Source organism: Anaerocolumna sp. AGMB13025 (assembly GCF_029689925.1).
In the GTDB taxonomy this organism is placed as follows: domain Bacteria; phylum Bacillota; class Clostridia; order Lachnospirales; family Lachnospiraceae; genus Anaerocolumna.
This window is the reverse complement of sequence record NZ_CP121445.1, coordinates 1,528,007-1,553,656: the sequence shown is the minus strand read 5'-3', so window position 1 is coordinate 1,553,656 and position 25,650 is coordinate 1,528,007. Positions and strand designations below refer to the sequence as shown.

The window sequence follows — 25,650 nt, the reverse complement described above, 5'->3', positions numbered from 1 at the left end:
AAGTAATTGATATACTTAGTGACCTGTTTTCGGGTAACAAAAAAGCACCCTTTGGCACAGCTAATAATGCTGACTAAAGGGTGCATCCATATCAAATGCACGGTTCCACCTTAATTTTTTACTTCAGATTCTAACAAATCCTATTCTTTAACGCAGACATACGGCAATGTTTATTTCACATTGCAGCTCAGGAGTGGTTTTCACTGAAAACTGCCATAAAGAACTCTCAGCTTATGTTCTTCTCTCTGTATGGATTGTTCCAATTACTCTTTCCGTCATTGCTTTTGATATATTGAAAATGATTATAGCACTCTTAAATGATTTGTCAACCCCATATTGAAACTTTTCCATTGAGAATTTTCCTGTAAAAGAACAAAGAGTCTGGCTCGCCAGACTCTAGCGCTGACGCACTGTCACGACAGTGACAATCTTCCTTAAGTGCGTCATGCGCATCCCGCCTGGAAGGCTTTTTTATTGCATAGGTAAGTTCGAAGAAGCTTCCTATGCAATAAAAAAACTACCGACTTGTTTTCACCGTAGGTAGTTCTAATCCCCCAATATTAAAATACTCAAGTTTTATGAACGGTCTAAAAACCTCATTCTGGCGGAATCAGAACTTTTAGGTTTTTCACCAATCTGAAATTCATCGACCTGAAGCTGTTGTTTCATCTCTTTGCTTAAGGTATCTGCACATTCTCTGCATAATCTTCCGAATTTAATATTCGCTCCGCATACTTCGCAATTCAAAAAGACTGCCGATCCATCTGGAATGACGAGTCTGCCATCTCTTAAAAAACTTTTGATTCTGCTGATTTTAACCCCTGTATCTTTTGAGGTCTGCATAATGGTAGCAGAAAGGTTTTCATAAATATAATTCTTTACCGATTCAAACTCTGCCTCATCCTCTGCTTTACAGCTAGCACAAATACACTTTCCAACACCTGTAAAGTAGAACATTCTGCCACATCTTCTACATTCCTGGATTTCACCGCTTTTATTTGGGTCCATACGTAATCAACTCCCTTAAGCTTTTGTAATTCTTCCGAAAAATTAGACTAAACTATACTTCCAATCCATGTTTTGTTACTCTTATATTATATATGGTGGATTTCATCATTGTCAAATGAATTATTAACGAAAAACCGGAAAACAGCGAAAGTCACAGTTACGGATACTATGATTCCATAGACTGCCAGACCGCAGAATATACTGTTTAGTTCCTGCATCTATACTTATTCAAACAGGCATGGGGCTTTGACATATAGGAAATATTTCCTATATGTCAAAAGTCCATGCCTGTATCTCAGATGATTTCTTATTTATTATTTATTTATTAAAGGTCAAAAACTGACAAATCCCTTTCAGATCAGCTTTTTCTTACAAACTCCGCTTTGCATTTCGGACAGGTAATGCAAATCTTACCTTTTCCCTTGGGTATTCTGATTTTCTGCTTACAGGTAGGACATGCATAAATATGATAATTTTTATTTTGCATACTGCGCGTCCTGAAATTCTTAAAATATCCCAGGAATCTGTTTTGATAAGCTAAATACTTCTGATTTTCATTATATCTTTTGTTTATATTTCTTGAAAATATACGAAAATAGCATATAATCAATATAAAAAAAGGTATCAGTTCAATTATCCTATTCCGAAAAAATAATGTTATAAACAGTAAGATAATGGCAGTCCAGGATAAAAATTTACCTAATTGATCCATCCCATATCTGCCTATCATTAATCTTCTTAATTTCTCCTGCATAATGAAACCCTGCCTCCATTTCTTTTAAATTAATTCCTATAGACCAACATACAGCCATAAGCACTTCTTGTCAATGCTTTCGGGCAATTGTTTATTTACTTTTAATATATCGCTTTATTTGTTTGGAATTAATTTATAATTGAAATAATTTTATCTTAGTTTAACAAATCAGGCTTTCTTGCCTTATGAAAGAAACAAAGTAGGGTTTCCGTAATATGCTTCTATAGTTCAATACATCTAAAATTTCGCAGGTATAACATATTTTTAATTACCAGCTCACCTTTCCACCAGTTTTCTGCTATGGCAAATTCTTTCTCATAATTGCCGCCCCAGTCCCAGGTAATATTCCAGACTCCCGCTGAATTTCTGGAGTTAATCAGGAACTGGCACTGGTAATCCGCTAATTGTTTATTATCCACATAATAAGCACTATCCGGAGTGTCAAACATATTAGAGGGTTTGCAGGCATAAGTATCTGCCCATTCCTCTGTTTTAGGATTAATTGTAGTATGAACTGCTTGTCTTATCTTTTCCGCAAAGACCTGGCTGCCCTCTAGGATAACATCCGTCTTTTTCAGATAATCCAAATAGATCAGAAAACACATTATTTCGTGCATATTGTTTAAAGGCAAAACCGAAACCTTTTCCATCATATGGGCTGCTGCTTTCCGTGTATTTTGATAAAGACTGCTCTTTTTATCCCCAAAATACAAAATGAATCCCAAAAACATAGCAGTAGGATTATAATTTGCACTTACTGGTTCACTTTCACCAAAGGTCCACCAGGGTGCATGGGGATATTGGTTATTGGAGGGCACTTCAGACAGCCAGTATCCTTCCTTATAGTCCTTACCCATATCAAGATAGTTTAATATTCCCTGAATAATCGGATGACTTTTATCTGAATAACCAATCTCACTTAGTATCTGGATCGCCGTGCCGGTCTGAATTGGTGCAGAATCAACATTCCAGGAATCCTCCTCCAGAGCATGTCCAAAACCTCCGTCATCATTCTGATAGGCAGCTAGTACTTCTAATACCCTATTCTTTTCTCCATTTTCAAAATGATACTGCCATCTAGCCAAATCAAGGGGTCTTGCATTGCGGTACATCCAGTTCCTTATACATACATAGTCTAATTTTGATAATTTCATAATAGTACTCCTTTTAGTTAACGATTTTTTTAGTACATCTGATTACTTACCTCTTACTGATTACTTACCTCTTATTGATTACTTACCTCTTACTGATTACTTAGCTCTTACTGATTACTTAGCTCTTACTGATTACTTAGCTCTTACTGATTACTTAGCTCTTACTGATTACTTAGCTCTTACTTATAATTCACAGCAATTATCATTGTTAACTTCCGGATTGCTTTCAATAATACAGAATTAAATATTAATTTTCTGTTCTGATTTGCTTATGTTTATTTTATAATAAAAAACACGACAGCTATGTGTCATGTTTTATATTTGTTTATCATGCTTATTTGTTTATCATGTTTTATATTTGTTTATCATGTTTTATATTTGTTTATCATATTTTCAGCATAAGCCACTATTTCATCCTTTAACCAGGCTGGCTCTATAATTTCTGCTTTATCTGTAAAACTAAACAGCCAGCCTATCATATATTCTTTATCCGTAAAAGAATTATCAAATAGCAAACGTCCGTCTTCCAAAGTTTTAAATGATTCCAGCCCGTACTCATCAACTAGGCGGTATTTTACACAAGAATCAAAAATCACTTTAACCGGATAATTATCCTGAAAATAATGATTTAAATCGTTTCTCTCAGCCGGCAGTTCCCTTGGGAAAAAACCTTCGTTATGAAGGCTTAATTTGGCCAACCGGTTTAACTTAAATAGTCTAAAATCTTCTCTGTCCCTGCAATAACCGAATACATACCAGGAACACCATTGAAAGGTTATATAATAAGGTTCTATCACCCTGGTTCTTTCTCCTCCACTGTTAAAATATAAAAAGGTAACCAGCCTTTTGTCCTGGATTGCTTTTTTTAACAGTTCAATCTTTTCTGACAGACTGCTTTTATAATGGGAGGCAAGGTCTATTACAATATTATCCCCTTGCGAAACCACTTTGTCCCTATTAACCGACAGCTTATCTAAAAGCTGCTCCATTGTTCCCTCGCCAGTTACACTGGCAAGACTTTTTAGTCCGATTAGTATGGATTCCAGTTCTTCTGTCTTTAATAGGTTTTTATCAATCTTAAAGCCCTCCGCCACAGATATACCACCATGAAGTCCCTGGGTCGTAACAATAGGAATTCCGGCCTTACAGATATCTTCAATATCCCGGTTAATGGTTCTTCTAGATACTTCGAACTTCCCCGCAAGATAAGGTGCAGTTACCTTATCCTGCCGTAATAAAATCATAATAATCCCCAGATGACGGTCAATTTTCATAAACCCTCTGCTCCCTTCACACTAACGCCCATGCCTTCTGGGCATAAACCGTGAAGAATAGCCTCTCTTGCTATTCTTCTAATGACTCGCATGCATTTCTCAAGGCAATTCACACTTACACCCATGCATATCGCAAGCTGGCTTGCGATACTGCCCAAATAAGAAGTGTGAAATGTTTTAATTCACACTAGCTTCTCCCATTTATCATAAGCGAAATCCAGGTCTTTTTCCATAGTTTCTTTTTCTAAATAAAGTTTTTGTAAATAGGCGGAATCGGAATTATTGTTGTTTATTTCTTGTTCCAGTGCTTTTAATGCAGTTTCTATGGTTTCAATCTCTTTCTCCAGAATTTCCAGCTTTTGTGTATTTATTTTTCCAGAATTGTTTCCCGTTCTGCTGTTTTGGTCTTTAGACACTTTATCCTCTTGCTGGCTTTTTCCTTTATTCTGCATTTTAACCAGATCATACTTAAAGTCCTTCTCTTCTAACAGATTTTTATAACCTTCCTTTTCCCTGAGCTGATCTTTTTCCTTAATTAGCTGCTCCTTAAACTGCTTTTCTTTAATCTGCTTCTCCTTAAGCTGCTGCTCCTTAATCTGCTTCTCCTTAAGCTTATCATTTGACTGTTCCTCATATTTTCCCGCTTTTTGTAATTCTTCCTGATAATACGTATAATCTCCCGGGTAAGTAATTAGGCAGTTATTATCAATGGTCATGATTTTCCCTGCAACCTTATTAATAAAATACCTGTCATGGGATACAAACAGCAGGGTTCCTTCAAATGCGGACAACATATCTTCCAATACTTCCCTGGAATCGATATCCAAGTGATTGGTAGGCTCATCCAGAATCATAAAATTCACCTTTTCAAAGGTTAAGGAGCATAACCTTAACCGGCTTTTCTCCCCACCGGATAAGAATCTTATCTTTTTGTGAACATCCTCCTTAAAGAATAATACTCTGGCTAACTGGTTCCTGGCTGCTTCATAAGTAATCCTGTGAAAGCCGGAAAAGTACTCCAGTATCGTCTGGTCTTCATCTTCAAAAACAACCTGCTGGGGCAGATAACCGATTTTAACCTGCGCACCGATTCTTACCGTACCGTAATCCGGTTTTAGTTCCCCCAGTATCAACTTAAGCAGGGTTGATTTGCCGCAGCCGTTTTTCCCGATAATGCAGGCACTATCCTGATAGTATAACTTCATACCAATATCGTTTAGCAAAGCCTTATCCCCAAAACTTTTACTTATGTGTTCAGCTTCTAATACCATTTTTCCGGAACGGTTTGCGCTATCCTGATTAAGACGCACCTTCCTGCTTTCCAGAACCGGTTTATCCAGTACTTCAATCTTTTCCAGACGTTTTTCCAATTCCTTAGCCCGTCTAAACATCGTTTCACTGTCCCTCATATTACCCCAGATGCGGTACCGTTCAATCTGTTTTTCCATTTTTTCAATTTTTTTCTGCTGGTTGACATATTCCCTATAATCTATTAAGAACCTTCTCTCCTTTTCCAATACATAATAACTGTAATTCCCCAAATATATATTAGCCCTGTTAAACTCTAATTCCACGATTTTCATAACAACATGATCCAGAAAATACCTGTCATGGGATATAATCAGGACAGAACCTTTATAATCCTTTAAAAAGCCCTCCAGCCATTCCGTGGTTTCTAAATCCAGATGGTTGGTGGGTTCGTCAAGAAGCAGAATATCCGGTTCTTCAAGAAGTATCTTGGCTAAAATCACCCTGGTTTTCTCTCCCCCGCTTAAACTCTGAAACGGCAGCTGCTTTAAGGTATCATTAATTTTAAGTCCCTCTGTAATCTTGTTAATCTTCGTCTCAAGTTCATAGCCCCCAGCTATCTCATACTCTTGCGTAAGCCGTCCATAACTTAACAGTGCTTTCTCAAGCTCCTCACCGGAAGAAGTCTGAAACACCCCTTCAAGCTCTGATAACCGCCTCTTCAAATCAAAAACTTTTTGGAAAGCCATACGGATCACATCAATCGCTGAGGTATCTTCACGATAAACAGGTATCTGATTTAAATACCCTACCTTAATCCCTTTTCTGAGATTAACCTCTCCTGCCTGATAATCCTCAGTAACCTCCTCCCCATACATAACTTCCCCATCCCGCGCCTGTCCGGTATCCTCAAGCCGCCCTTGTAAATACAAGTTGCTTTCCTTAAATCTGCCCATAATAATTTTCATAATGGAAGTCTTCCCACATCCATTCCTGCCAATTAACCCAATCCTCTCCCCGGTTTTTACCTCAAAGGATATCGTTTCAAATATCTTATTTGCTCCATAAAATTTTGTTAAATTATTAATACTTAATTCAATCATGTTCTACCTAACCTTTCTCTAATCCGCTTTTTCTTAAAAATAAGCGCAAAAAAACCCAAAGCCAATAAGCTTTGGGTTCACACGATACGGCACACTCTTTTTGCTGTTTACCCAGCAAAAAAGCCGTCACTCTACATTATCACCGTAATAACAAATGTTATTAATCCGAACACTCCAAAATCCTTATATGGTTAACTTTGAATCTATTAAATTTGGACGCACTTCTAGCCTTAACTTGAAATATTGCGATCATAATAGATTCCAATTTTACCCATTTAAGTATCGAGTTCATATTTGTTATTACCTTTCCTAGTTTTAAAATACTATATACCCCTTCATGATAAGCGAAAACACATAATCCGTCAAGTTTTTTTCTATTTTTCATGAATGGGGGTACTCAAAGGGGCGGCAGTATTCTGGTATGCTTGTAATTTTTTTGTAGGGAAAGAACCCTCCTGGCACTAAGACTTGATGAACTGCTTAAAACAGGAGGAAAAGAGCAAAACTCACTTCGTTCAGACAGTTGCTCTTTTCCTCCTTGGCGCAATTCATCAAGTCTAAGTGCCAGGAGGAACCTTCCCAATACAAAAAAATTACAAGCATACCAGAATACTGCCTTAGTCTTTGGGGAAACCTATAGAGACCCAAAAGAGCCCCTGCCAAAAAAGCAAGGCAGCGTCCGGATAGAGGGGGACTTTTTTTGCATCAGAAAGAACCCATAGACACTAAAACTCCAGGTATTGCGCCAGGAATGAAAAACGGAACTGTCTGAGCGAAGCGAGTTTTCCGTTTTTCATTCCGGTCTAAGCAATACCTGGAGTTTCTAAGTGTCTATAGGGTTCTTTCTCTGCAAAAAAAGTCCCCCTCTATCCGGACGCTGCCTGGACACCCCCAGGCCCCCCTAGGTCCCCCAAGAAGTTCCCCTACAATTACCAAAACTTCAATCCAGTACCCCATGCAGTGGATTATTAACCATAGGCATTTCACGTTCATAGGAAGTTTCAAGCTTAACGAATTTTCCTTCCTGGCTGCTCTTTTCAAAACTGGTTAATATCTCAAGAACATGACGGGTCTGTAAGTGGCTGGCACGGAAATCCCTGCCGCTTGTAATAGCCTTTGCCATATCGGCAACACCAAGACCTCTGGAATTCTCTGCGTAATCAAATAAAAGAGGCATTTCCTTGAACTCGCCGTCTTCCGGTCGTAAAAGCTTAACAGGTCCTCCAAAGGTATTGGGATCCGGTACAATCAGGGTTCCCTTGGAACCGTAGATTTCCAGTCTTGCAGATTCCTTGTAATAAACGTCAAAGGTAGTGAAGATAGTAGCAACTGCACCACAGTCAAAATTTAAAATTCCGGTTATGTAAGTTGGAACATCTACGTCTATAATGGTACCGGATTTTGGTGTACTGGTAATGGTTCTCTTTGGAAAACTTGTTTTCGTAACACCGGTAACTCCGGATACTCCGCCTAATAAATTCACCAGTGCGGTAACATAATATGGACCCATATCAAGCATTGGTCCGCCGCCGAATTTGTAATAGAATTCCGGGTCCGGATGCCAGGTTTCGTGGCCGCGGCAGATCATAAAGGCGGCTGCTCCAATGGGCTGTCCGATATAGCCGTCATCAATTAATTTACGGCAGGTCTGTATTCCGGAACCAAGAAAGGTATCCGGTGCGCCGCCTAACATCAGGTTCTTTTCTTCGGCAAGTTCCGCTAATAGCTTGCCCTCTGAATAAGTTGCTCCAAGAGGTTTTTCGCTGTACACATGCTTGCCTGCAAGTAAGGCACCTTTTGTAACCTCAAAGTGTTCGTAAGGTCTGGTAAGATTTAGTACAATATCTACTTCTGGATCAGCAAAAGCATCTTCCATGGTATCATAGATTTTCTTTATTTCATACTTTTCCTTAGCACTTTCTGCCCGTTCCCTGATAAGGTCACAGACCCCGATTATCTCAATTTCTTTAAATACATTAGTAATATTCTCAAGATATATGCCGCTGATGGCACCTACACCAATCATCGCAACTTTTACCGTACTCATAGTAACCCTCCTGTAATAAATTAATTAATACATCTTAGCATTATTCTCAAATCTTTCTGTCGATAACTTGTGGTCCACCGCATAGGCCTTGCCTTCTGCCGCCCAGACAAGTCCTCTCTCCATTAAGATTTCTGCTGATTTTGACTTATCAAAAACATCATCATGATGTCCAAGAGAAGTATAGAATACTCTTCCATTTCCCCAGAATTTTGTCCAGGCAACCGGCATATCCACCGGTTTATTCGATATATGATAATAATTTACTACCGGGAATCTGGTGGTAGCCAACACTTCAATTGCCGGGTCAATGTGCAGATAATAATGTTCGCTGCATACCGGAAAATCCTCCAGACCTTCTACAAGGGGGCTGGAACCCTTATTAATATTCACCATATAATCAATTCCGTCACCGCCTGGATGGCTAACCCATTGTCCTCCGGTCATAAATTGCCATTCTGTATTGTCCCTAAAGGAATCACACATACCGCCATGGCAGCCTGCCAGACCTACGCCGCTTCCCACTGCCTTTGATAAATTTACTACATATTCATGTTTTATCTGCCCCATAGTCCAGCATGCCACTACAAGATCCAACCCCATTAAATAATCAACATTTGCCAAAACCTCAAGGGTATCAGAAATGCTGCACTGATACCCGTGTTTTTCCAATAATGCAGCAAATCGCTTCGAAGTCAGCACAGGCTCATGTCCATCCCAGCCGCCTTGTATAATTAAAACTTTTTTCTCCGTAGCCAAAATCTTCTCCTCCTTTAAGAACAAAAATAAGTGATAAGGTATACATAACAAAATTAAATCAACTTTTGTCTGCATCTGATTGTATTATACTAGGAATTATGGTATGATGTAGGACAGAATATATCTTATATTAGACAAAAATTGCGGCTTTGAGGATAAAATACATGATACCTTTTTATGAGACTTCAGAAAATGCATTACGGACCTTTTATACCAGTGATATCACTTTCCCTTCTCACCTTCACAGTAATTTAGAGCTTTTGTATGTCATGAATGGAACAATCTCTATTACCATCCAATCTCAGACAAAACTATTAAAAGAAGGAGATTTTGCTATCATTTTTCCCAATGTAATACACAGTTACGATTCACAGCCTGGAACGGATACTTCTGTCACATCTCTTATTTTAATCGCTATCTGCGGCTTGAACCTAACGGGTGAATATTTAAAGAAAGTTACCCGTTATTATCCTGACGACCCTTTTATTCCAGCTGCTAAGCTCCATGAGAATGTAATTTATGCCATGCAGCAGTTGGAAACAGAAAGGCGCAGCGGACAGAACCTGTCTGCCTGCGCTGCGCTGTTACAACTTATATTAGCCCGTACCCTGCCAATTCTTGAACTGGTAAAGAATAAAGATCTGGAACGTTATGACCTTACCCATAAGATTGTGACTTATGTTTCGGAAAATTTTCAGGAGCCTTTAACCCTTTCTGACCTGGCGGAACACCTGAATGTCAGCAAATATCATCTATCCAGAGTATTTTCCGCTAAACTGAATACCAGTTTTAATAATTATTTAAATTATATCCGGTTAAATTATGCTGTTAACCTGATTCAGTCTACGGATTACTCCATGACCCAGATTGGCATTGATTCTGGTTTTGAAAGCCAGAGGACCTTTAATCGAGCCTTTCGTGAAGTCTATCATATGTCACCCAGTGAATACCGGCAGAGTACCGATATTGTAAAACTATAACCCTTACACCAAACAGGAGGACTACAAATCATGGAATGCAGATCCGGGTGTGCTGCCTGTTGTATCGCACCGTCAATTTCATCCCTAATCCCTGGCATGCCTGACGGAAAGCCGGCAGGTGTCAGGTGTATCCAGCTTACAAAGGATAATAAATGCAGAATTTTCGGAACAAAGGAGCGTCCTATTGTATGCGGCAGTTTAAAGCCTTCTAAAGAAATGTGCAAAAACAACGCGTTAGAGGCTTATCAATATTTGGAGGAATTAGAGGAACTGACGCGTGTAAAGAAAACCAATGACTAATAACACGTTTGCCTCTTAAAATGCTGTATCTGGACGTTTAGACAAGTAATCCCTCCAGTGTCCTACCGTGTATTAGATAACGATGTATTAGTAACCAGAATGGCTAAGAGCATATCTCTTTAATGCACTTTGCCATTCTTTTTCATATTCCTCGTCTATGGATCCAAGCAGATAGGTAATTTCGGATTCATTTAATAATGGAAAGACTTCCATAAACTCCTCCTTATAAAAGCAGATATCAAGGATTTCTGTCAGATCCCTTAAACTGTGAATTTCTCGTTGTATTACGGCTATTTTGTCGGAGGTATATCTTAACTCCTTTAGTTCTTCGATTAAATCCCTTAACTTATCATCCTCCATGGGTTCACCATCCATATAAGACGGTTTTTGCTGAGTTTCCTCCGTCTTAAAGGAGATAAAGAATTCCTCTGTTTTATCCAGTTTAAGAAGATGGAACAGCCTCTTGGATAAGCCCATTACAGTCCTCTTCATATAACTTAGCAATTCTGCTTCCTCAAGTTCCATAATGTGATATAATTCTTCCGCAGCCATGATAAGTTTACTTTCAAGTTCGGAGGACTTTAAACCGGATAACATTGCTTTTAATTCTGGTCTGTCGTCTTCCTCTATCTCTAACGAGTAAATATCCCGGTTTAGAAGAACACAGCCCAGCCCATTCGTTAATACAATTTCAAAAATATTTATTAGCAGGTCAGCATAATCTTTGTGATATCCCTTTAATAACTGTTTGATGGCTTTGATTGGAAAATGGCGGCAGAACCTATTTTCTAATGAGAGTCTGGTTAAATACTCCATTATATACTCAGCGCCGTCCAGATCAGTAATATCTATCGCTAAAGGATAATCTATGCTTCCACCGCCCTCCTGGGCTGCATACCTCATATCATAATCGTGATAGAAATCTGGTATACCATGAAATATTGTATTCGTGTAAGCTAGATTCCCGGTATCCATAGCCTCCTCCTTTAATTGTTCAAGGATTCGCTGTGAATGAGTTACACTTTCTTTCATAACTGCCAGTCCTAAGGAAAACAGATTATCCATATTTTCCGGATTTATCAGTTCCAATTGATGTTTTAAATCAGGGTCTTTTTTTAGATATGCTCCGATACAATAGGTGATAGATTCTAAAATCTCCTGGGCCTTCTCGGTTCTGACAGAGGTACTTTCATAACTGGTATATTTATTTACCTGACGGGTTAACAGATTTAACAGGGACAACTGAATATCCCTGATGTTTTGTTCCGTTAAGATTCCGGCATTATACCCCTCCTTCATAAGAGATTTAAAATAATACCTGTTATTTAGTTTGCTTTTTATACTGGAATAAATACCTGCTAGTTCGTTCATTGCTATCTCCCCCTGATTTAGTCTTCATCCTCATCATCTAACTCACGTACTGCTCCATACCCATAGCGGATATTCCGGCAGATTTCTTCCAGTGTGGTCTCCTGCAGATACTCAAGGGAACCCTGGCATTCTGTGTCAAAATATTCTTTCATAATATGAATCAGTTCATCATCACTGACTTCGTCTAAAGCTTCATTTTTAAAGTAATAAAACATCTCCTGCAGCACTTCCAGGGTTTGTGCATATACCTCCTGCTCAATAAAGGTAGAATCACAGAACTCAAGTATCAGCTTTTTTAGTATACCGCCGCTTAACTCAATCCGCCCGCTGCTTTTCAGGGCTTCTTTCCGGTTAATCAGTAATCCCCTGATTTCTTCCTCTGTTAAAGTGACTCCGAATTTCGAAGTATATTCATTGCACTTTCTGATTTCATCTGCCTGCTCCTTAATCATTACCGTTGACAGGTTGAATAAATCATGATCCATTATGATACTCATCCCCTTCTTATAATTTGACTGAACTAACTCTGGATATTTGAAATGTATCAAATAAGCACAAGTTCAATTTAACCATCCGAAAACCCAAAAATAGAATTTCAATTTCATAAATAATAGTTTAATCGTAAAACTTAATAAGATAGTTTAAATTGATATAAAATTAGCAATAAAAATTTTTAGAAATAATAGTTGACTTTTGCTTTGATTTGTGGTATGATGTCAATATATATAATCTTTTTTAATAATAAATCTATAAAACATTATAACACTGACTTTTTAAGACGTCAATGTTTTTTTGTTTTCTCTTTCTCTGCTCTACTTATTTAACTTTTATATTATTTGTTCATTAATCAACTTATATATGTTTCCCTTGTATTTTTCCTGTTACATATTTTCCATATATTTTCTCCTAAAATATCCGATACTATCTTGTGTTTTATTTACTAATCCCCGAATACCTTGTTATCATTTTGTTATCAGGCGCATATATAGAATTAAATATATTGTAATAAAGCTGATATCTATGCGGAGAACATACTACGCTGATTCTATGCGCCAGGCGCAGATGGGAGCCTACTATGTATACAGTAAATAATGAAAATAAATCTGCACCGGCAGGAAATAAATATTTTGGTATGTTACAGGTTCATGTTGTCTGTGAAATAGGTTCCAGACCCGTTGAAAATGCTGAAGTGCAAGTCCTCGATAAAAATGATCCGAACAGAGTTTTAGTTAATTTGATCACTGATATTTCCGGTAAAACCATGGAAATAGAATTGCCGACACCCCCTATTGAATATAGTCTTAACCCCTCCCCCAATCAGCCGTATGCCGAATATCAGCTGATAATTAATGCACCGGGACTTAAAACTGTCATTATCGACAGTGCCCAGCTGCTGCCAGGTATAAAAACCGTACAGCCCGTAAATATGCCCCGCAGAAATGAAACCGATGAAGCACCGGAAATCATTGTGATTGGACCTCATTTTCTTTTTGGAAATTATCCGCCCAAACTATATGAAGATGAAATAAAAGATGATCTGGCAAGAACCGAACCTGTAATGATACCCCAGACTGTTACTGTACACGACGGTCTGCCTGGCGATACAGAAGCTAAGAATTATAGCATGTGTTACAGAGATTATATTAAAAATGTAGCCTCCAGCAGGATATACGCAACCTGGCCAAAGGAAGCAATTTATGCTAATATTTTGGTTATTCTATCTTTTACGTTAAATCGGTTTTATACGGGCTGGTATAAAAATCAGGGCTATGATTTTACCATTACATCATCAACCGCTTATGATCAGCTCTGGATTCATGGAAGAAATATTGATACCAATATCAGCCTGGCAGTAGATTATATTTTTAATTATTACTTATCCCTGCCGGATATTACACAGCCTGTGCTGACACAAGCCTGTGCCGGAGATAGCTCTGACTGCCCGGGTATGCTTTCCCTTTGGGGTTCGAAAGACCTGGGTGACTTGTCCTATGAGGCTCTTGATATTCTTCGTTATTATTACGGTGAGCTTATCTATATCAATTATACATATAACGTAGAAAACTCTGTCACCTGGCCTGGTATCAATTTAACGGAGGGTAGTATCTCAGATGATGTAAAGAATATTCAAAATCAACTAAATATCCTTTCCAAGGCCTATTCTGAAATCCCAGTAAGCATTCCAGATGGTATATACACTCCGTCAACTGCTGATGCCGTCCGCGCGTTTCAGCGAATATTTGACCTTCCCGTAACAGGCATTGTGGATGTAGTCACCTGGTACAAAATTTCTTGTGCCTATGCCAGACTGACCAATGCCAGCGGTCTGTGCGGACCGGATGGCAGTATTTGATACAGATTATGACGTATCTCTTAATTGCTGATATAAAGAAGATTATAACCTAAAAAATGATTTGCATTTCCAATTAATCTGGAAATGCAAATCATGACAAGGTTGACTTTACAACAAGTGGAATCTGTTTCCTGCGTTTATGAAAGCTTTGCCCATGGGCAGCTCTTCTAATTCCTCTTTGGTAAAACACTTAAAAATCAGGATAAAGAAAAAGTAAATCACTACGCCGGCCAATATAGCTGCAACTACACCTATCAGATTACTTTTTACCAGCAGATAAACCGCCCGGTAGCTTCCCCCTGCGGCAATACCCATAATAATTGAAGCCAGACAAGGAAAGACAAAACTTTTTCTTACTTCCTGCTTAAAAGACATGGTGTTTGATAAGGCGCGGTAATTCAGCACACAAACCATTAGGGGCAGAGTGATGTTACCAAAGATAAGTGAATAGATTCCAAGGTTTGTCCACAAAAGCAGAATTGTTACCAGTAAACTATGCACACCCAGGGACATGGCTGAGTGGATAAGGACAACCTTCATCTTATTAATTCCCTGTAATATACCTCCGGTAATTGTTGAATAAGCATAAAAAATTACGGCAGAGGAGCCTGATATCAATAACCCGGAAGCCAGTCCCAAATAAGTATGTAAACCGGGAAACAGTAAGGTCATGACAGGTTTAGCCAAGACCGCCAGCCCCACAGCAGAAGGAAAAGCAATTACCATATTAAATTTTATTAAAGTGCCCGACTTTTCCTTAATTTCACGATTCTGTCCTTTGTTAAAAGCAGCAATCATACTTGGTATTGCAGAAGATGCCATTGCTGAGGCAACTGCCACCGGAACATTGATTAAAAGATTATATTGGTTTAGATAAACTCCCAATGCATCCGCAGTGTTTTCAGCAAAGCCTTTGTAAAAGTTAATATTATCATAAATAAAATTATCAAATAAATTGCCGATTTGATAGATCGACTGGCTTACTGCTATAGGTAAAACAGTAAAAACCAAAAGCTTTACTACAGTCCCCTTAGTTATGTCAGCCGCATGCCGGTCTCTTTTAACCTGTCTTCTAAATACCGGACTGTAGATAACAAATAGAAACAGCAGCAAAAGCAGAGCTGCCAAGGACCCCAATACTGTTCCGAGGACTCCTCCCGCTGCTCCGTATGCAGAAATCAGCAGAGAAGCGCTATGGTTATTCATAAATATATAAATAGCTCCAATACTAACAAAGGCATTCACGATTTGCTCTAGTAACTGGGATACCGCCGTAGGCAGCATGGTATTTTTACCTTGAAAAAATCCCCGCAGGACTCCCAATACAGACATAACCACCATAGCCGGAGCAAGGATTTGAAGTGGTTTAGAAAGCCCTGCCCTATGGAACTTAACTTCAAAAAAGTCTGCTCCAAAGTACAGCAAGGAACCTGCTGTAAGACCAATGATGAAAGCACAAATCAATATGGTTTTCAATATTATGTATGTATTTTTATATTCTTTTCTGGCTGAATATTGGGAAATTAGTTTTGATACCGCCAGCGGAAAACTATAGGAAGACAGTGTAAGTACCATATTATAGATAGTAAAAGCACTGGCGTATAAAGCGCTTCCCTCCGCTCCCAGCATATTAGTCATTGGGATTCGGTATGCCAGTCCGATGATTCTTGACATAATGCCGGCTGCTGCTAATATACTGCCCTGTACCAGAATACTATTTTTATTGTTCTTTGTCATTATTGTTCCTCATATCAATTTTTCTTCCCTCGTTTTAAGTCTGATAATCAATTCAGACTCTTATATTTTAGCAGCTCAGACTAATGGAGTTACAAAAAATACTTCCTTAAAAGGTACTTAAAATCTATTATAGTAAACTTATGATAATCTATCAATGACAAAGTTGAAAAATGTAACAACAAGAAAATAACTTGAATAATAGCTTATAAATTCTTTATACAACAGCGTAATGACAGGCTCTTCTACTTAATTAAGAATTCCGTGAGCTTTGAAAACTGGGTACAGACGGTTCTTTTCCGATTACCGCAGACAGGATCAGAAGAATTACTCCTGCCGACTGCATTCTATTTAACGTTAAAGTTCCCGCAAGGAGTACCGGTAGAAGTGAGGTAACTGGCAAAAGATTTAAGTACATGGAGGCGGTACTTATGGATATCGCCTTGCTTCCTTTTAGGTATAACAGATAGGGTAATATAGTCGACAATATCACAACTGCCGCTAATTCAAGGATACAGCTTACAGTAAGGGGTTTCAGTATTTTGTAAGATGGGATAAATAATAAGGTAAGGAGTGCAGCACCTATAAATTCATAAGCAAGAACCGCACTGTCCTCTCCTATGTTCCACTTTATTTTCAGATGCCCATAAAAAAGCCAGCTTATATTAGCTCCAATCACCAGTAACGCAGAGGGAACACTCCAGGCAAAATTCCCTTCTATGGCAAAAAATAGAATGCCTGACATAGATACCCACCCTGCAAATATCTGTAATTTGCCAGGTCTTCTGTTTACAATGAAACGGTCGAACAAAACTGCCAGAACCGGTAGTACTCCACCCATAATGGATACGAAGGTGATCGAAGAAAAAGAAAGGGCATATACCATTAAGATGTAATAGCCAAAGGCTCCTAACCCTCCGGTCAACAGATACCTAAACTGAAAGGCTGGGGCTTTACTACCACTGCTGTCAGGTTTTTTAAAGACCCTCTGTCCTTTTAACAGAATCAGGATAAGCAATCCTGCTGATAAAAAACGTAATAGGATCAGTAAAGCCGGGGTAAATACGAGTAGCAGGTTGTCAATTAAATATTGGGATATTCCCCATAGAAATACGCTAAGTAATACATATACATGGCTTTTCATACTTTCTCCAGCCGGTTTTCACGGTATATTTGGAATTAATTCCTAAAGAAACAGTAGTATCCTGGTTTGTATGTAATTTTATTGTAGGGAACGAACCCTCATGCCACAAAAAACTTTGTGAGCTGCTTCTAACAGAATACTGCTTTTATCTTTAAGAAATTTTTCCTTTGTGGATTGTCGTGACCGGTTATGTTTAGTTGTATTTATGGTTATATTAATATTTGTTATTTATTTTCTTTTTATATCATTATATTCATCTTATATAAATCCTTTTATAAATCCTTATTCAATTCCTTTTATAAATCCTTTTATGGTTCCTTATTCAATTCCTTTTATGATTCCCTTTATGATTTCCTTTATTATTTCTTATCCAATTCCTTTTATGATTCCTTTTATAATTTCATTACTTTGATAATATCATATATATTATCTACAGCAGGTTTATTTCGTTTTACGAATTCTCCGTAATCATTATATTCTGTTTTAATTCCAATAAACTGTGTCCTGGCATTATCTGCAAATTCCATATCTGTTACACTATCCCCCACTATTAACACTTCTTCTGATTTAAGCTTACATATCTGGCAAAATTGAATTGCCATGTCCGGAGAGGGTTTCGGGTTCGCATCTTCTTCATTACAGCCAATATAGTCAAAATAGTCAATTATCCCTGATTTTCTAAGACCATTGTGGGTAGATTCTTTGGTATCGGCTGTAGCTACTCCAAGAGTATAACCTTTTTCCTTTAGATAGTTAAGCAGTTCTTTTACGCCCTTAAGCGCCGTTATTACAAGATTTTCTTCCCCTGCTTTTTCCTCAAATAACTCCATTAATTCTTTATATGTAATTAGATTAGAATCTCTATTAATAACTTCGCACCATAAATCGGCTATCTGAGTGGTAGACAGATACTGAATCATACTTTCTTTATCAAACTTGTCTTTTTGAAAACCGGATATCCGTTTTAATTCGTCTAACGTTTCCTTTGATAAATAGTAATGTACTTTAAGCGCTTTTAGCACATTTCCGATAATACCGTGCCAAAGCTTTAGAAATTCCAGTAAGGTACCATCTTTATCAAATAATATTCCTTTTATCATATGACTCTCCAAACTCATCCCGTAATTGTTTAAACTTCTCATTCCCTGACTGTACCAGTTGATTATAGACTGGATTTACATATGCAATTACCTGTCCCTCGGGATCTATAATTCCAAATCGTAACCACCAGGGTTCACCGGTATTTTTCATTGTGTATTCTGCATTCTCCCCTTTTTTTGTTAATCGGAGTTCTTTCACAATTTCTCCGTTTCGTATGAAGCAGCCTTTCAGGGGTTTCTTAATATTGTTAATCTGTATCTTCCAGGTTATCTCCTCCACCTCAGGCGGTATTTGATCTCCGGGCAGATACTTTCCTTCATTGATTACGATATCAAGAGTTACATAGCGGGCGGTATAACAATGACCTTTTTGCACGCCTTCCAGCACGTTTTGAACCGATAAGCCCTTACAGTATACATAGGTTGCCGGGTCTCCATATATGGATGGCTCTAATGCTCCTTCATTAAACTCATCTATTTTAAGATGACTGTCACTTCCTCCGATACCATAGATACAGTACCCTTTGTTCCATAAAAAGTCAAGAAAAGAAACTGCTTTATCATTGGCAGCCGGAGCTGTTTTGTAAGTAGGGTCACAGATAACCTCTAAGGTATTTAATTTGGATAAATCAAAATCCTCATAGGTAAAATGCCACGGCTCCATAAACATATGGTTCAGGGAAAGATTACAATCTGGTGTAAAGTAAGACAGCGCAAGTTCTAAGAACTCTTCGTAATTTTGGGCTTTCGGCAGAAGTTCATAAAGGGCAGCTATCTTTTTTACACCATGAATATTAATATGCCCCACCGGCAGTGTTAATTCAAAGGAGGGAACAGCGAGGCAGGGCAGGGAGGGCAGACCAAATGCCATACAGTTATGCTCCGTCATAGCCATAAAATCCATTCCCTGTTTTATTAAGATCTCAGAGGCTTCCGATATGGAATTGTGCCCATCTGAGAAAATCGTATGACCATGAAAATCTCCTTTGTAATACCGGTGGGTGACTTCTTTCACTGCTGTAAATGAATATTCACTCTGGGTAAGCGCAGACTGGCAGCACCAGTCTTCATAGGTTTTGTCGGTATTTATTTCGATTTCAATTTGTATGGTGTCCTCTTCTTTTTCTGGATCATAAAAGGGGACGATAAGGACTCTATAGATCCCTGATTGCAATTTATGATAAAGTCCATTTAAGGTACATACTTTTTCTGATATGTATATGTCGTTAAAAAAATCATGAAACCCCGAATTAATAATTCCGCATAACTGTTGTGCCGGATTATAAAAAAGAAACATAGCTCCAAGGTTTTTCTGCGTCTTAGCCTGTATCCAGATACTGTGCAGCGGTGCTGCAATCTCAAAACTTGTCATTTCGATTCTATTTTTGATTACTATTTCTTGTATCATCATGATTACCCCCTTATTCATTCCTATTGATCCACCGTATCATAAGCGAATCCAAGCTGCTGCAAAAGATAGTCATAACAAATATGCTCTGTTAGTCTAATTACTTTCTGCAACAGCCCTGATTCAATTCTATTGTAAGTAAGATCCTTTCTACTACAATGATAAACTTGTTAATTGCAATGTAATACTTGCTAAATTGCTTGTGATACTGCTAATTGCTTGTGATACTGCTAATTGCCTGTGATACTGCTAATTGCCTGTGATACTGCTAATTGCCTGTAATAGTGCTATTGCCTGTAATACTGCTATTGCCTGTAATACTGCTATTGCCTGTAATACTGCTATTGCATGATAATATACTTATACAATACCTGGGCAATCCACTTCTTAATCACTTCGTGCTGACTGCCGTACTAATTTATTTATTCACTTTATCAAGTTCCGCTTGTGCTTTTTTTGCAGCCGCATCCAAAGCTTCTTTTGCCGGAACATTTTCAATCTGTATCTTATCTACCGCTTCCGTTAAGGCTTTTAAGATTGCTCCGCCGGTGGGATCTACGAATTCCGGTACGGCATATTGATCAATCTGTTTTAGTGCAACATCTGCATCGGGATTGGATTTTAAATAATCCTGATATTCCGGTAAATCAAGAACTGATTTACGTACCGCTACATATCCGGTACCCATAGAGAATTTAGCTGTGTTGGCAGTATTTGTCGCATAGGTAACGAAATCAGCTGCACCTTTCTTCTGATCTTCACTCAGATTTTTTCCCTTCGGGATAAAATACATTAAGCTGCTAAAATAAGGCGCTGGCGCGTTATCTTTCCAACCGGGCTGTATTGCTACAGCAAAATCGTTCTTGTAACCTTCTCCCACGGCTTTTTTAACCGCCTCCAAAGCAATTGCATAGTCTCCCGGTGAACCGGTATATCCCAGCGCTTTACCATATACCCAGTCGTCCATGGTTTTGTACCAGTATTCCCAGCCTTGACCGCCGGAATAGATTTTCATGGATTTGTCCTCATGAATCCAGCTTCTAAACTGATCCAGTACTTCAACCCAGGCTGGATCGTTGATTAACACGGTTTTACCATCCTCGGAAATAAACTTGCCTCCTGCACTGGATACGGCATCCATCATATTACCGGAACCCCACATAGGTTCCCATACGTATTGTATACTGTCTTTACCAGTGCTAATGCCTACAATTTTATCTTTCATGGTCTGTAAGGACTGCCAGGAGCTTAAGTTCTCTTTTTGATAACCAGCTTCTTTTAAAACTGCGGCGTTATAATATAAAACCTGAGAAGTGCCGTAAGCCGGGGCAAATACCATTTTACCGTCTCTGGTGGCGGCATTCATAAATCCGCCGACAATATCTGATTTGTCATAACCAGCCGGCATAAAATCTTCAAAATTCTCTACTAAACCTTTTTTGTAAAAAGTATCGGCTGAACCACCTGCTACAAGTGCCGGTGTAGAACCGGCGGCATAAGCCGCCTGGAGCTTCTGGTCTATTTCCGAATAACTGCCAACGGTAACTGGCTTGATTACATATTTATTCTGTGATGCGTTGTAATCATTAATAATACTGATTAATGTATCTCCAAGGGTTCCTCCAAGGGCATGCCAGAATTCGATTTCAACAGGTGCCCCAGTACTATCTGTAAGAGTGCTGTCGGCTGTGGCACTGTCAGTAGCCGACGTTTCTGCTGATGTCTCTTTAGTGGTTTGGCTTTCTGTTTGGGTTTGAGTTGCAGTACTGCCTCCATTACTTTCTGTCGCCGAATCCTTCTTCCCGCCACAGCCAGTAAGAGCCGTCATAATGAGTACAGCGGCAATGAATAGGCTGATTCCTCTTTTCTTCATTTCATTTCCTCCTTTTTTTCACACATTTCTACTGGTATAGTTGCCCTTTTTCTGTGCGATAAATATTATCAATAACAATAAGTAACTTGCTTGACCATTTGTTATGGCCGTTCTGCGTCGATCCCGGCGCACTGGATTTACGGCTAAAACTTCACTCCGCTGTCCTGGGAAATGGCAGCCATAAGCCATTTTTGTGCTACAATCAGGAGTATGACCACCGGTAGTATCGTAATGGTACTTGCAAGCATGATCTGTGACCAGTTCATTCCATAAGCTCCATCTTGTATGAAAAATTGTCTTAAGCCTTGAGATATAAGGTATTTCTCCTGGCTTTTCAGCATAATACTTGGCCACATATAACTGTTATACAGCTGTATGAAGGTAATCAACCCGACTGACCAGAATGCTGATTTATTCAAAGGCAGTATTACATGGCGTAATATTAACCTGTGATTCGCACCGTCGATTTTGGCAGCTTCTACAAAATCCATACTGGTTTTCATAAAGGACTGTCTGAAATAAAATACTGCAAATACATTGGCCAGATAAGAAAATATAAGACCGGATAATTTGTCCAGCAGCTGCAGCTTAGCCAGGATTACATAGGCAGGAACATAGGTTACCGCCCCTGGCAGCATATAGGTTATTAATACAATTGCAAAAATCCGGTCCATGTTTTTGCTCTTTAGAAATACAACTGCATAGGCAAACATTCCGCTTACCAGTAATATTAAGACGGTACCGACTGCACCTACAAAAAAACTGTTTCCAAGGTATCCGTACAGATTAACCGCTTTTAAATTGGCTGCCAGCTCAGTCAAATTAATATGTTTCGGAAATAACTGATAAGGCGTCTGCCAAATCTCATTATTTGACTTAAAGGCACCAAAAAGCATCCATAGAAACGGAAATACAAATAAAAAGGAAATCATGCATAAAAATATATACTTTATCCCAAGGGATATCTTCTTTTTCATATCTGAGCTATCACACCTCTCTTCCTATATTGATTGCCTGTTACGTAATTTATTGCTTACTATGTCTTATAATTGCTTAGACTATTTTTTTGCAGTAATGTTTTTTATTGTTTGTACTGTTTTACATGAAGCGGTGCTTACTGTTTTATTTGTTGTAATACTTACATTGTTTGTACTACTTTACTTGAAGCAATGCTTTTTTTGTTTGTACTGTTTTACTTGAAGCAATGGTTGTTATTGTTTGTACTGTTTTACTAGAGCTATACTTTTTATTCATTGAGATTACTTTATTCATAATGCACCCATTTGCTGCTGATTTTATTACTAGCTAACGACAATACAATTATCAGGATAAGAATTATCATTGCAACCGCATTCGCCGGACCCATCTGGAAATTCTCAAAGGATTTTTTATAATACAAATATAAAAGGGTTGTCGTACTGCCTCCCGGCCCACCCTGGGTCATAATCTGAATCTGGTCATATACCTGAATTGCCTGAATCAGGTTGACGACAAATAAGAAGAAGGTTGTAGGTGATATAAAGGGCAGGGTAATATAATGTAACTTTTTAAAATAGCCTGCACCGTCAATTTCTGCTGCTTCATAAATACTTTTTGGAACCTGGGATAAGGCACCGATATAAAAGAGAAAGGTCCACCCCACCGATTTCCATATGGTAAATATAATAACGGATAACATGGCTGTATCACTGCTTTGCAGCCACTGCAGAGAATCAATCCCCATTAGATTAAGGAAATGATTCGCAAATCCCCGTTCCGGCTCATAGATCCAGGACCATACCATTGAAACTGCTACTGCTGGGGTTATCCAGGGACTGAATATGATACTTCGTAAAAACTTACTTCCAAGGAACTCTTTTTCAAAGAAAAGAGACAATATAAACCCAAAGGCTATGGTTGGGACAATGGTGCCAAAGGCAAAAGCAAAAGTATTCATCAGTGCTTTTGTGAAATCTAAATCACCAAAGGTATTCTGATAATTATCAAGACCCACAAAATTCATACTGGGAGATATGTAATCCCAATCGGTAAAACTAATAGCAAACGCTATGATTAAAGGTAAAATCCAAAAAAGCACCAGAGGTATCAGAAATGGCAGACTGAATCCAATTCTGGCAGCTGTATTTTTTTTCATAATCCTGCTCCTTTCTTCCATGTGCTCTTATCTTAGCACATAAAACAAAAAAATAGCATAAAAACAATGTAAAGAATTAGTTAATTCTTCTTTAAATTTGTTTTTATGCTTATTTTTTTGGTTTTATATTACATAAACCAATTTTTATGTAATTGCATCCGATAGATAAGAACTGATTTAAAAGCCAATATAATCACCTTAACATGAGAGTTAATAAGTAGTTTATAAATGGCTTTCATATATAGATTCTTTGATATTTCCCTTTGGTTTTTCCTTCCTTGTTCTTTAATTAGTAACTATACCGTATAATACGGTATATGCTTCTGTTTAAACAGATTCATCCAATTTTCTTTTAACGGAAGATTGGTTATGAAGCAGTCAATATCTTCCAATCCGATAACCTTATAGGTAGCCCGTAAATCAAATTTGCTGCTATCCGCTAATAAAATCTTATTACGGGTATTCTTTAGAACCGATTTAATGGTGGCATAAGCCTGATAATCCACATTACTTCCGCCCTGAACGGAATCCAGGGCATCCACTGAAAATATCAGATGATCATAAGTAAGCTCCGGAACGGTCTGTTCTAAAAAAGTTCCGTAAGTCATCATAATATTGGCCTCCACCTCGCCACCTATGAATATAAACCGGTGTCCCTGCTCTTTAAAACTGGTTTCATGGCCGTCTAAAATGTAACAGATTAAAAATCCTATAGAGTTCGTAACTATGGTAAGCCCACGCTTCTGGTTTAAGTAATTAAGCAGATAAATTACCGTAGAGCCGGAATCAATATAGATACAATCACCATCAGAGATAAAATCCATGGCTCTGTAACATAACTTCTTCTTTTCCTCCATATGAATTACCTGACGTTCATGGAAGAAGTAATGTTTGTTATACTTTTTATTATCTTGTTTTGAAAGACCTCCATGAGTCCTTATAAGACCCTGTTCTTTGGCCAAAAAGTCAAAATCGCCCCGGATTGTTTCCATGGTAACTCCAAACCGTTTAGCCATATCGATAACAGACACTTCATCTTCGCTTTGTATCAATTTTAAAATTTCAAGTCTTCGTTTATCAACTTTTGTGCTCATATATTTTCCTCAATTATCTGCAATAGTCATTGTTAATGGTTTCCCTGCCTTTACCTTCTCATATCATATCCACTTTGTCAATATTACTTTAACTTATGGTTTTACTTTACTTTAACTTATGGTCTTACTTTAAACATTACTAGGATTCACAGTTTTATAGGTATAGGATACTCAAATCAACACGGGGTATTACCCCTATTGATTACTGTTTGTTATTTATCCATAATCAGTTTAATATTAGTGGTAAAAGCTTTCACATTATGATATAGTATCAGTAAATATCTCTTAGAAGTAATTTAGTTTAAGTATATCAGAAATTATTTTATTCAAATATAAATTTTTCTAAGATTTTGCAAGGGTTTTGCAAGAATATTGTAAAAGCTTTTACTGTGATAAGGTAAACTATAGCACGAAGGGAATATATATAGAATAAATTCTATGAATTTATTAATTCAGATTAAAATATAAAGAAAAGAGGATAAGATGAACGTTCAAGGAATATTTATCGGTATCGTTACCTTTTTAATTATAGGTGCCTTCCATCCGGTGGTAATTAAATGTGAATACTACTTCGGTAAAAAGGTATGGCCTGCCTTTCTTTTTGCTGGTATTGGAGGCATTATATTATCACTCCTTATTAATTCTCTGATTCTTTCTTGTATTGCTGGTGTTTTTGGTTTTTCATCTTTGTGGGCAATACATGAAATTATTGAGCAGGAGGAACGGGTGAAAAAAGGATGGTTTCCCAAGAATCCCAAAAAGGAAAAAGAAGATAATATTACCAATAAGGCAGAAGTTTCGTAATACACCTCTGC

The 25,650-nt window shown here is 38.0% G+C and carries 20 protein-coding genes and 1 other annotated feature; of the genes, 4 read left to right on the top strand and 16 right to left on the bottom strand.

The features are described from left to right. Positions 1-73: 73 nt before the first annotated feature. Positions 74-288, bottom strand: a binding site (T-box leader). 288 nt (positions 289-576) lie between these two features. The 6 genes from QA584_RS06330 to QA584_RS06300 form a co-directional block, all read right to left on the bottom strand. Continuing rightward, a complete protein-coding gene (locus QA584_RS06330) occupies positions 577-1,008 on the bottom strand; it encodes a MerR family transcriptional regulator (protein ID WP_278273667.1) in 432 nt (143 codons plus the stop codon). A gap of 975 nt (positions 1,009-1,983) precedes the next feature. After that, positions 1,984-2,916, bottom strand: coding sequence for a hypothetical protein (locus tag QA584_RS06320; protein ID WP_278273665.1), 933 nt, complete (start codon positions 2,914-2,916; stop codon positions 1,984-1,986). A gap of 365 nt (positions 2,917-3,281) precedes the next feature. After that, positions 3,282-4,190, bottom strand: a complete 909-nt coding sequence (locus tag QA584_RS06315; RefSeq protein ID WP_278273664.1) for a helix-turn-helix transcriptional regulator — start codon at positions 4,188-4,190, stop codon at positions 3,282-3,284. Between the two features lie 182 nt (positions 4,191-4,372). Further along, positions 4,373-6,541, bottom strand: a complete 2,169-nt coding sequence (gene abc-f, locus QA584_RS06310) for a ribosomal protection-like ABC-F family protein (protein WP_278273663.1) — start codon at positions 6,539-6,541, stop codon at positions 4,373-4,375. 940 nt (positions 6,542-7,481) lie between these two features. Then, positions 7,482-8,588, bottom strand: a complete 1,107-nt coding sequence (locus tag QA584_RS06305) for a Gfo/Idh/MocA family protein (RefSeq protein ID WP_278273662.1) — start codon at positions 8,586-8,588, stop codon at positions 7,482-7,484. A 24-nt stretch (positions 8,589-8,612) separates the two neighbouring features. Further along, a complete protein-coding gene (locus QA584_RS06300) occupies positions 8,613-9,344 on the bottom strand; it encodes a ThuA domain-containing protein (protein ID WP_278273661.1) in 732 nt (243 codons plus the stop codon). Positions 9,345-9,508: 164 nt separating this feature from the next. On the opposite strand from QA584_RS06300, the gene QA584_RS06295 reads away from it, so the two are divergent. Continuing rightward, the gene (locus QA584_RS06295; RefSeq protein WP_278273660.1) at positions 9,509-10,324 is read left to right on the top strand and encodes an AraC family transcriptional regulator; all 816 of its coding nucleotides are present in this window, start codon (positions 9,509-9,511) and stop codon (positions 10,322-10,324) included. A 30-nt stretch (positions 10,325-10,354) separates the two neighbouring features. Then, complete coding sequence (locus tag QA584_RS06290) at positions 10,355-10,624, top strand: YkgJ family cysteine cluster protein (protein WP_278273659.1); 270 nt, start codon at positions 10,355-10,357, stop codon at positions 10,622-10,624. 87 nt (positions 10,625-10,711) lie between these two features. Here QA584_RS06290 and QA584_RS06285 read toward each other — a convergent pair whose 3' ends face one another. Both QA584_RS06285 and QA584_RS06280 read right to left on the bottom strand, forming a co-directional pair. Continuing rightward, positions 10,712-11,995: a DUF6179 domain-containing protein gene (locus QA584_RS06285; RefSeq protein WP_278273658.1), complete on the bottom strand. Its 1,284-nt coding sequence runs from the start codon at positions 11,993-11,995 to the stop codon at positions 10,712-10,714. Positions 11,996-12,012: 17 nt separating this feature from the next. After that, positions 12,013-12,480 (bottom strand): DUF6323 family protein, encoded by a 468-nt coding sequence (locus QA584_RS06280; RefSeq protein WP_278273657.1) that lies wholly within the window; start codon positions 12,478-12,480, stop codon positions 12,013-12,015. Positions 12,481-13,070: 590 nt separating this feature from the next. Between QA584_RS06280 and QA584_RS06275 the strand changes: the two genes are divergently transcribed. Next, positions 13,071-14,348 carry a peptidoglycan-binding domain-containing protein gene (locus tag QA584_RS06275; protein ID WP_278273656.1) on the top strand — a complete coding sequence of 426 codons (1,278 nt, stop codon included), beginning with the start codon at positions 13,071-13,073 and terminating at the stop codon, positions 14,346-14,348. Positions 14,349-14,456: 108 nt separating this feature from the next. On the opposite strand, the gene QA584_RS06270 is transcribed toward QA584_RS06275, so the two are convergent. The 8 genes from QA584_RS06270 to QA584_RS06235 all read right to left on the bottom strand — a co-directional run bounded on the left by QA584_RS06270 (position 14,457) and on the right by QA584_RS06235 (position 24,835). Next, positions 14,457-16,085: a putative polysaccharide biosynthesis protein gene (locus tag QA584_RS06270; protein WP_278273655.1), complete on the bottom strand. Its 1,629-nt coding sequence runs from the start codon at positions 16,083-16,085 to the stop codon at positions 14,457-14,459. 250 nt (positions 16,086-16,335) lie between these two features. After that, complete coding sequence (locus tag QA584_RS06265; RefSeq protein ID WP_278273654.1) at positions 16,336-17,226, bottom strand: DMT family transporter; 891 nt, start codon at positions 17,224-17,226, stop codon at positions 16,336-16,338. A 392-nt stretch (positions 17,227-17,618) separates the two neighbouring features. Then, positions 17,619-18,326 carry an HAD family hydrolase gene (locus QA584_RS06260; RefSeq protein ID WP_278273653.1) on the bottom strand — a complete coding sequence of 236 codons (708 nt, stop codon included), beginning with the start codon at positions 18,324-18,326 and terminating at the stop codon, positions 17,619-17,621. After that, positions 18,304-19,737 carry a CehA/McbA family metallohydrolase gene (locus tag QA584_RS06255; RefSeq protein ID WP_278273652.1) on the bottom strand — a complete coding sequence of 478 codons (1,434 nt, stop codon included), beginning with the start codon at positions 19,735-19,737 and terminating at the stop codon, positions 18,304-18,306. The genes QA584_RS06260 and QA584_RS06255 overlap by 23 nt, the downstream gene beginning before the upstream one ends. 415 nt (positions 19,738-20,152) lie before the next feature. Further along, a complete protein-coding gene (locus tag QA584_RS06250) occupies positions 20,153-21,607 on the bottom strand; it encodes an extracellular solute-binding protein (protein WP_278273651.1) in 1,455 nt (484 codons plus the stop codon). Between the two features lie 143 nt (positions 21,608-21,750). Further along, entirely contained in the window at positions 21,751-22,584 is an 834-nt protein-coding gene (locus tag QA584_RS06245; RefSeq protein WP_278273650.1) for a carbohydrate ABC transporter permease, read from the bottom strand. Positions 22,585-22,871: 287 nt separating this feature from the next. Beyond that, complete coding sequence (locus tag QA584_RS06240; protein ID WP_278273649.1) at positions 22,872-23,741, bottom strand: carbohydrate ABC transporter permease; 870 nt, start codon at positions 23,739-23,741, stop codon at positions 22,872-22,874. Between the two features lie 296 nt (positions 23,742-24,037). Then, complete coding sequence (locus QA584_RS06235; protein ID WP_278273648.1) at positions 24,038-24,835, bottom strand: DeoR/GlpR family DNA-binding transcription regulator; 798 nt, start codon at positions 24,833-24,835, stop codon at positions 24,038-24,040. Positions 24,836-25,318: 483 nt separating this feature from the next. On the opposite strand from QA584_RS06235, the gene QA584_RS06230 reads away from it, so the two are divergent. Next, positions 25,319-25,639, top strand: coding sequence for a DUF4491 family protein (locus tag QA584_RS06230; protein WP_278273647.1), 321 nt, complete (start codon positions 25,319-25,321; stop codon positions 25,637-25,639). Positions 25,640-25,650: the final 11 nt, after the last annotated feature.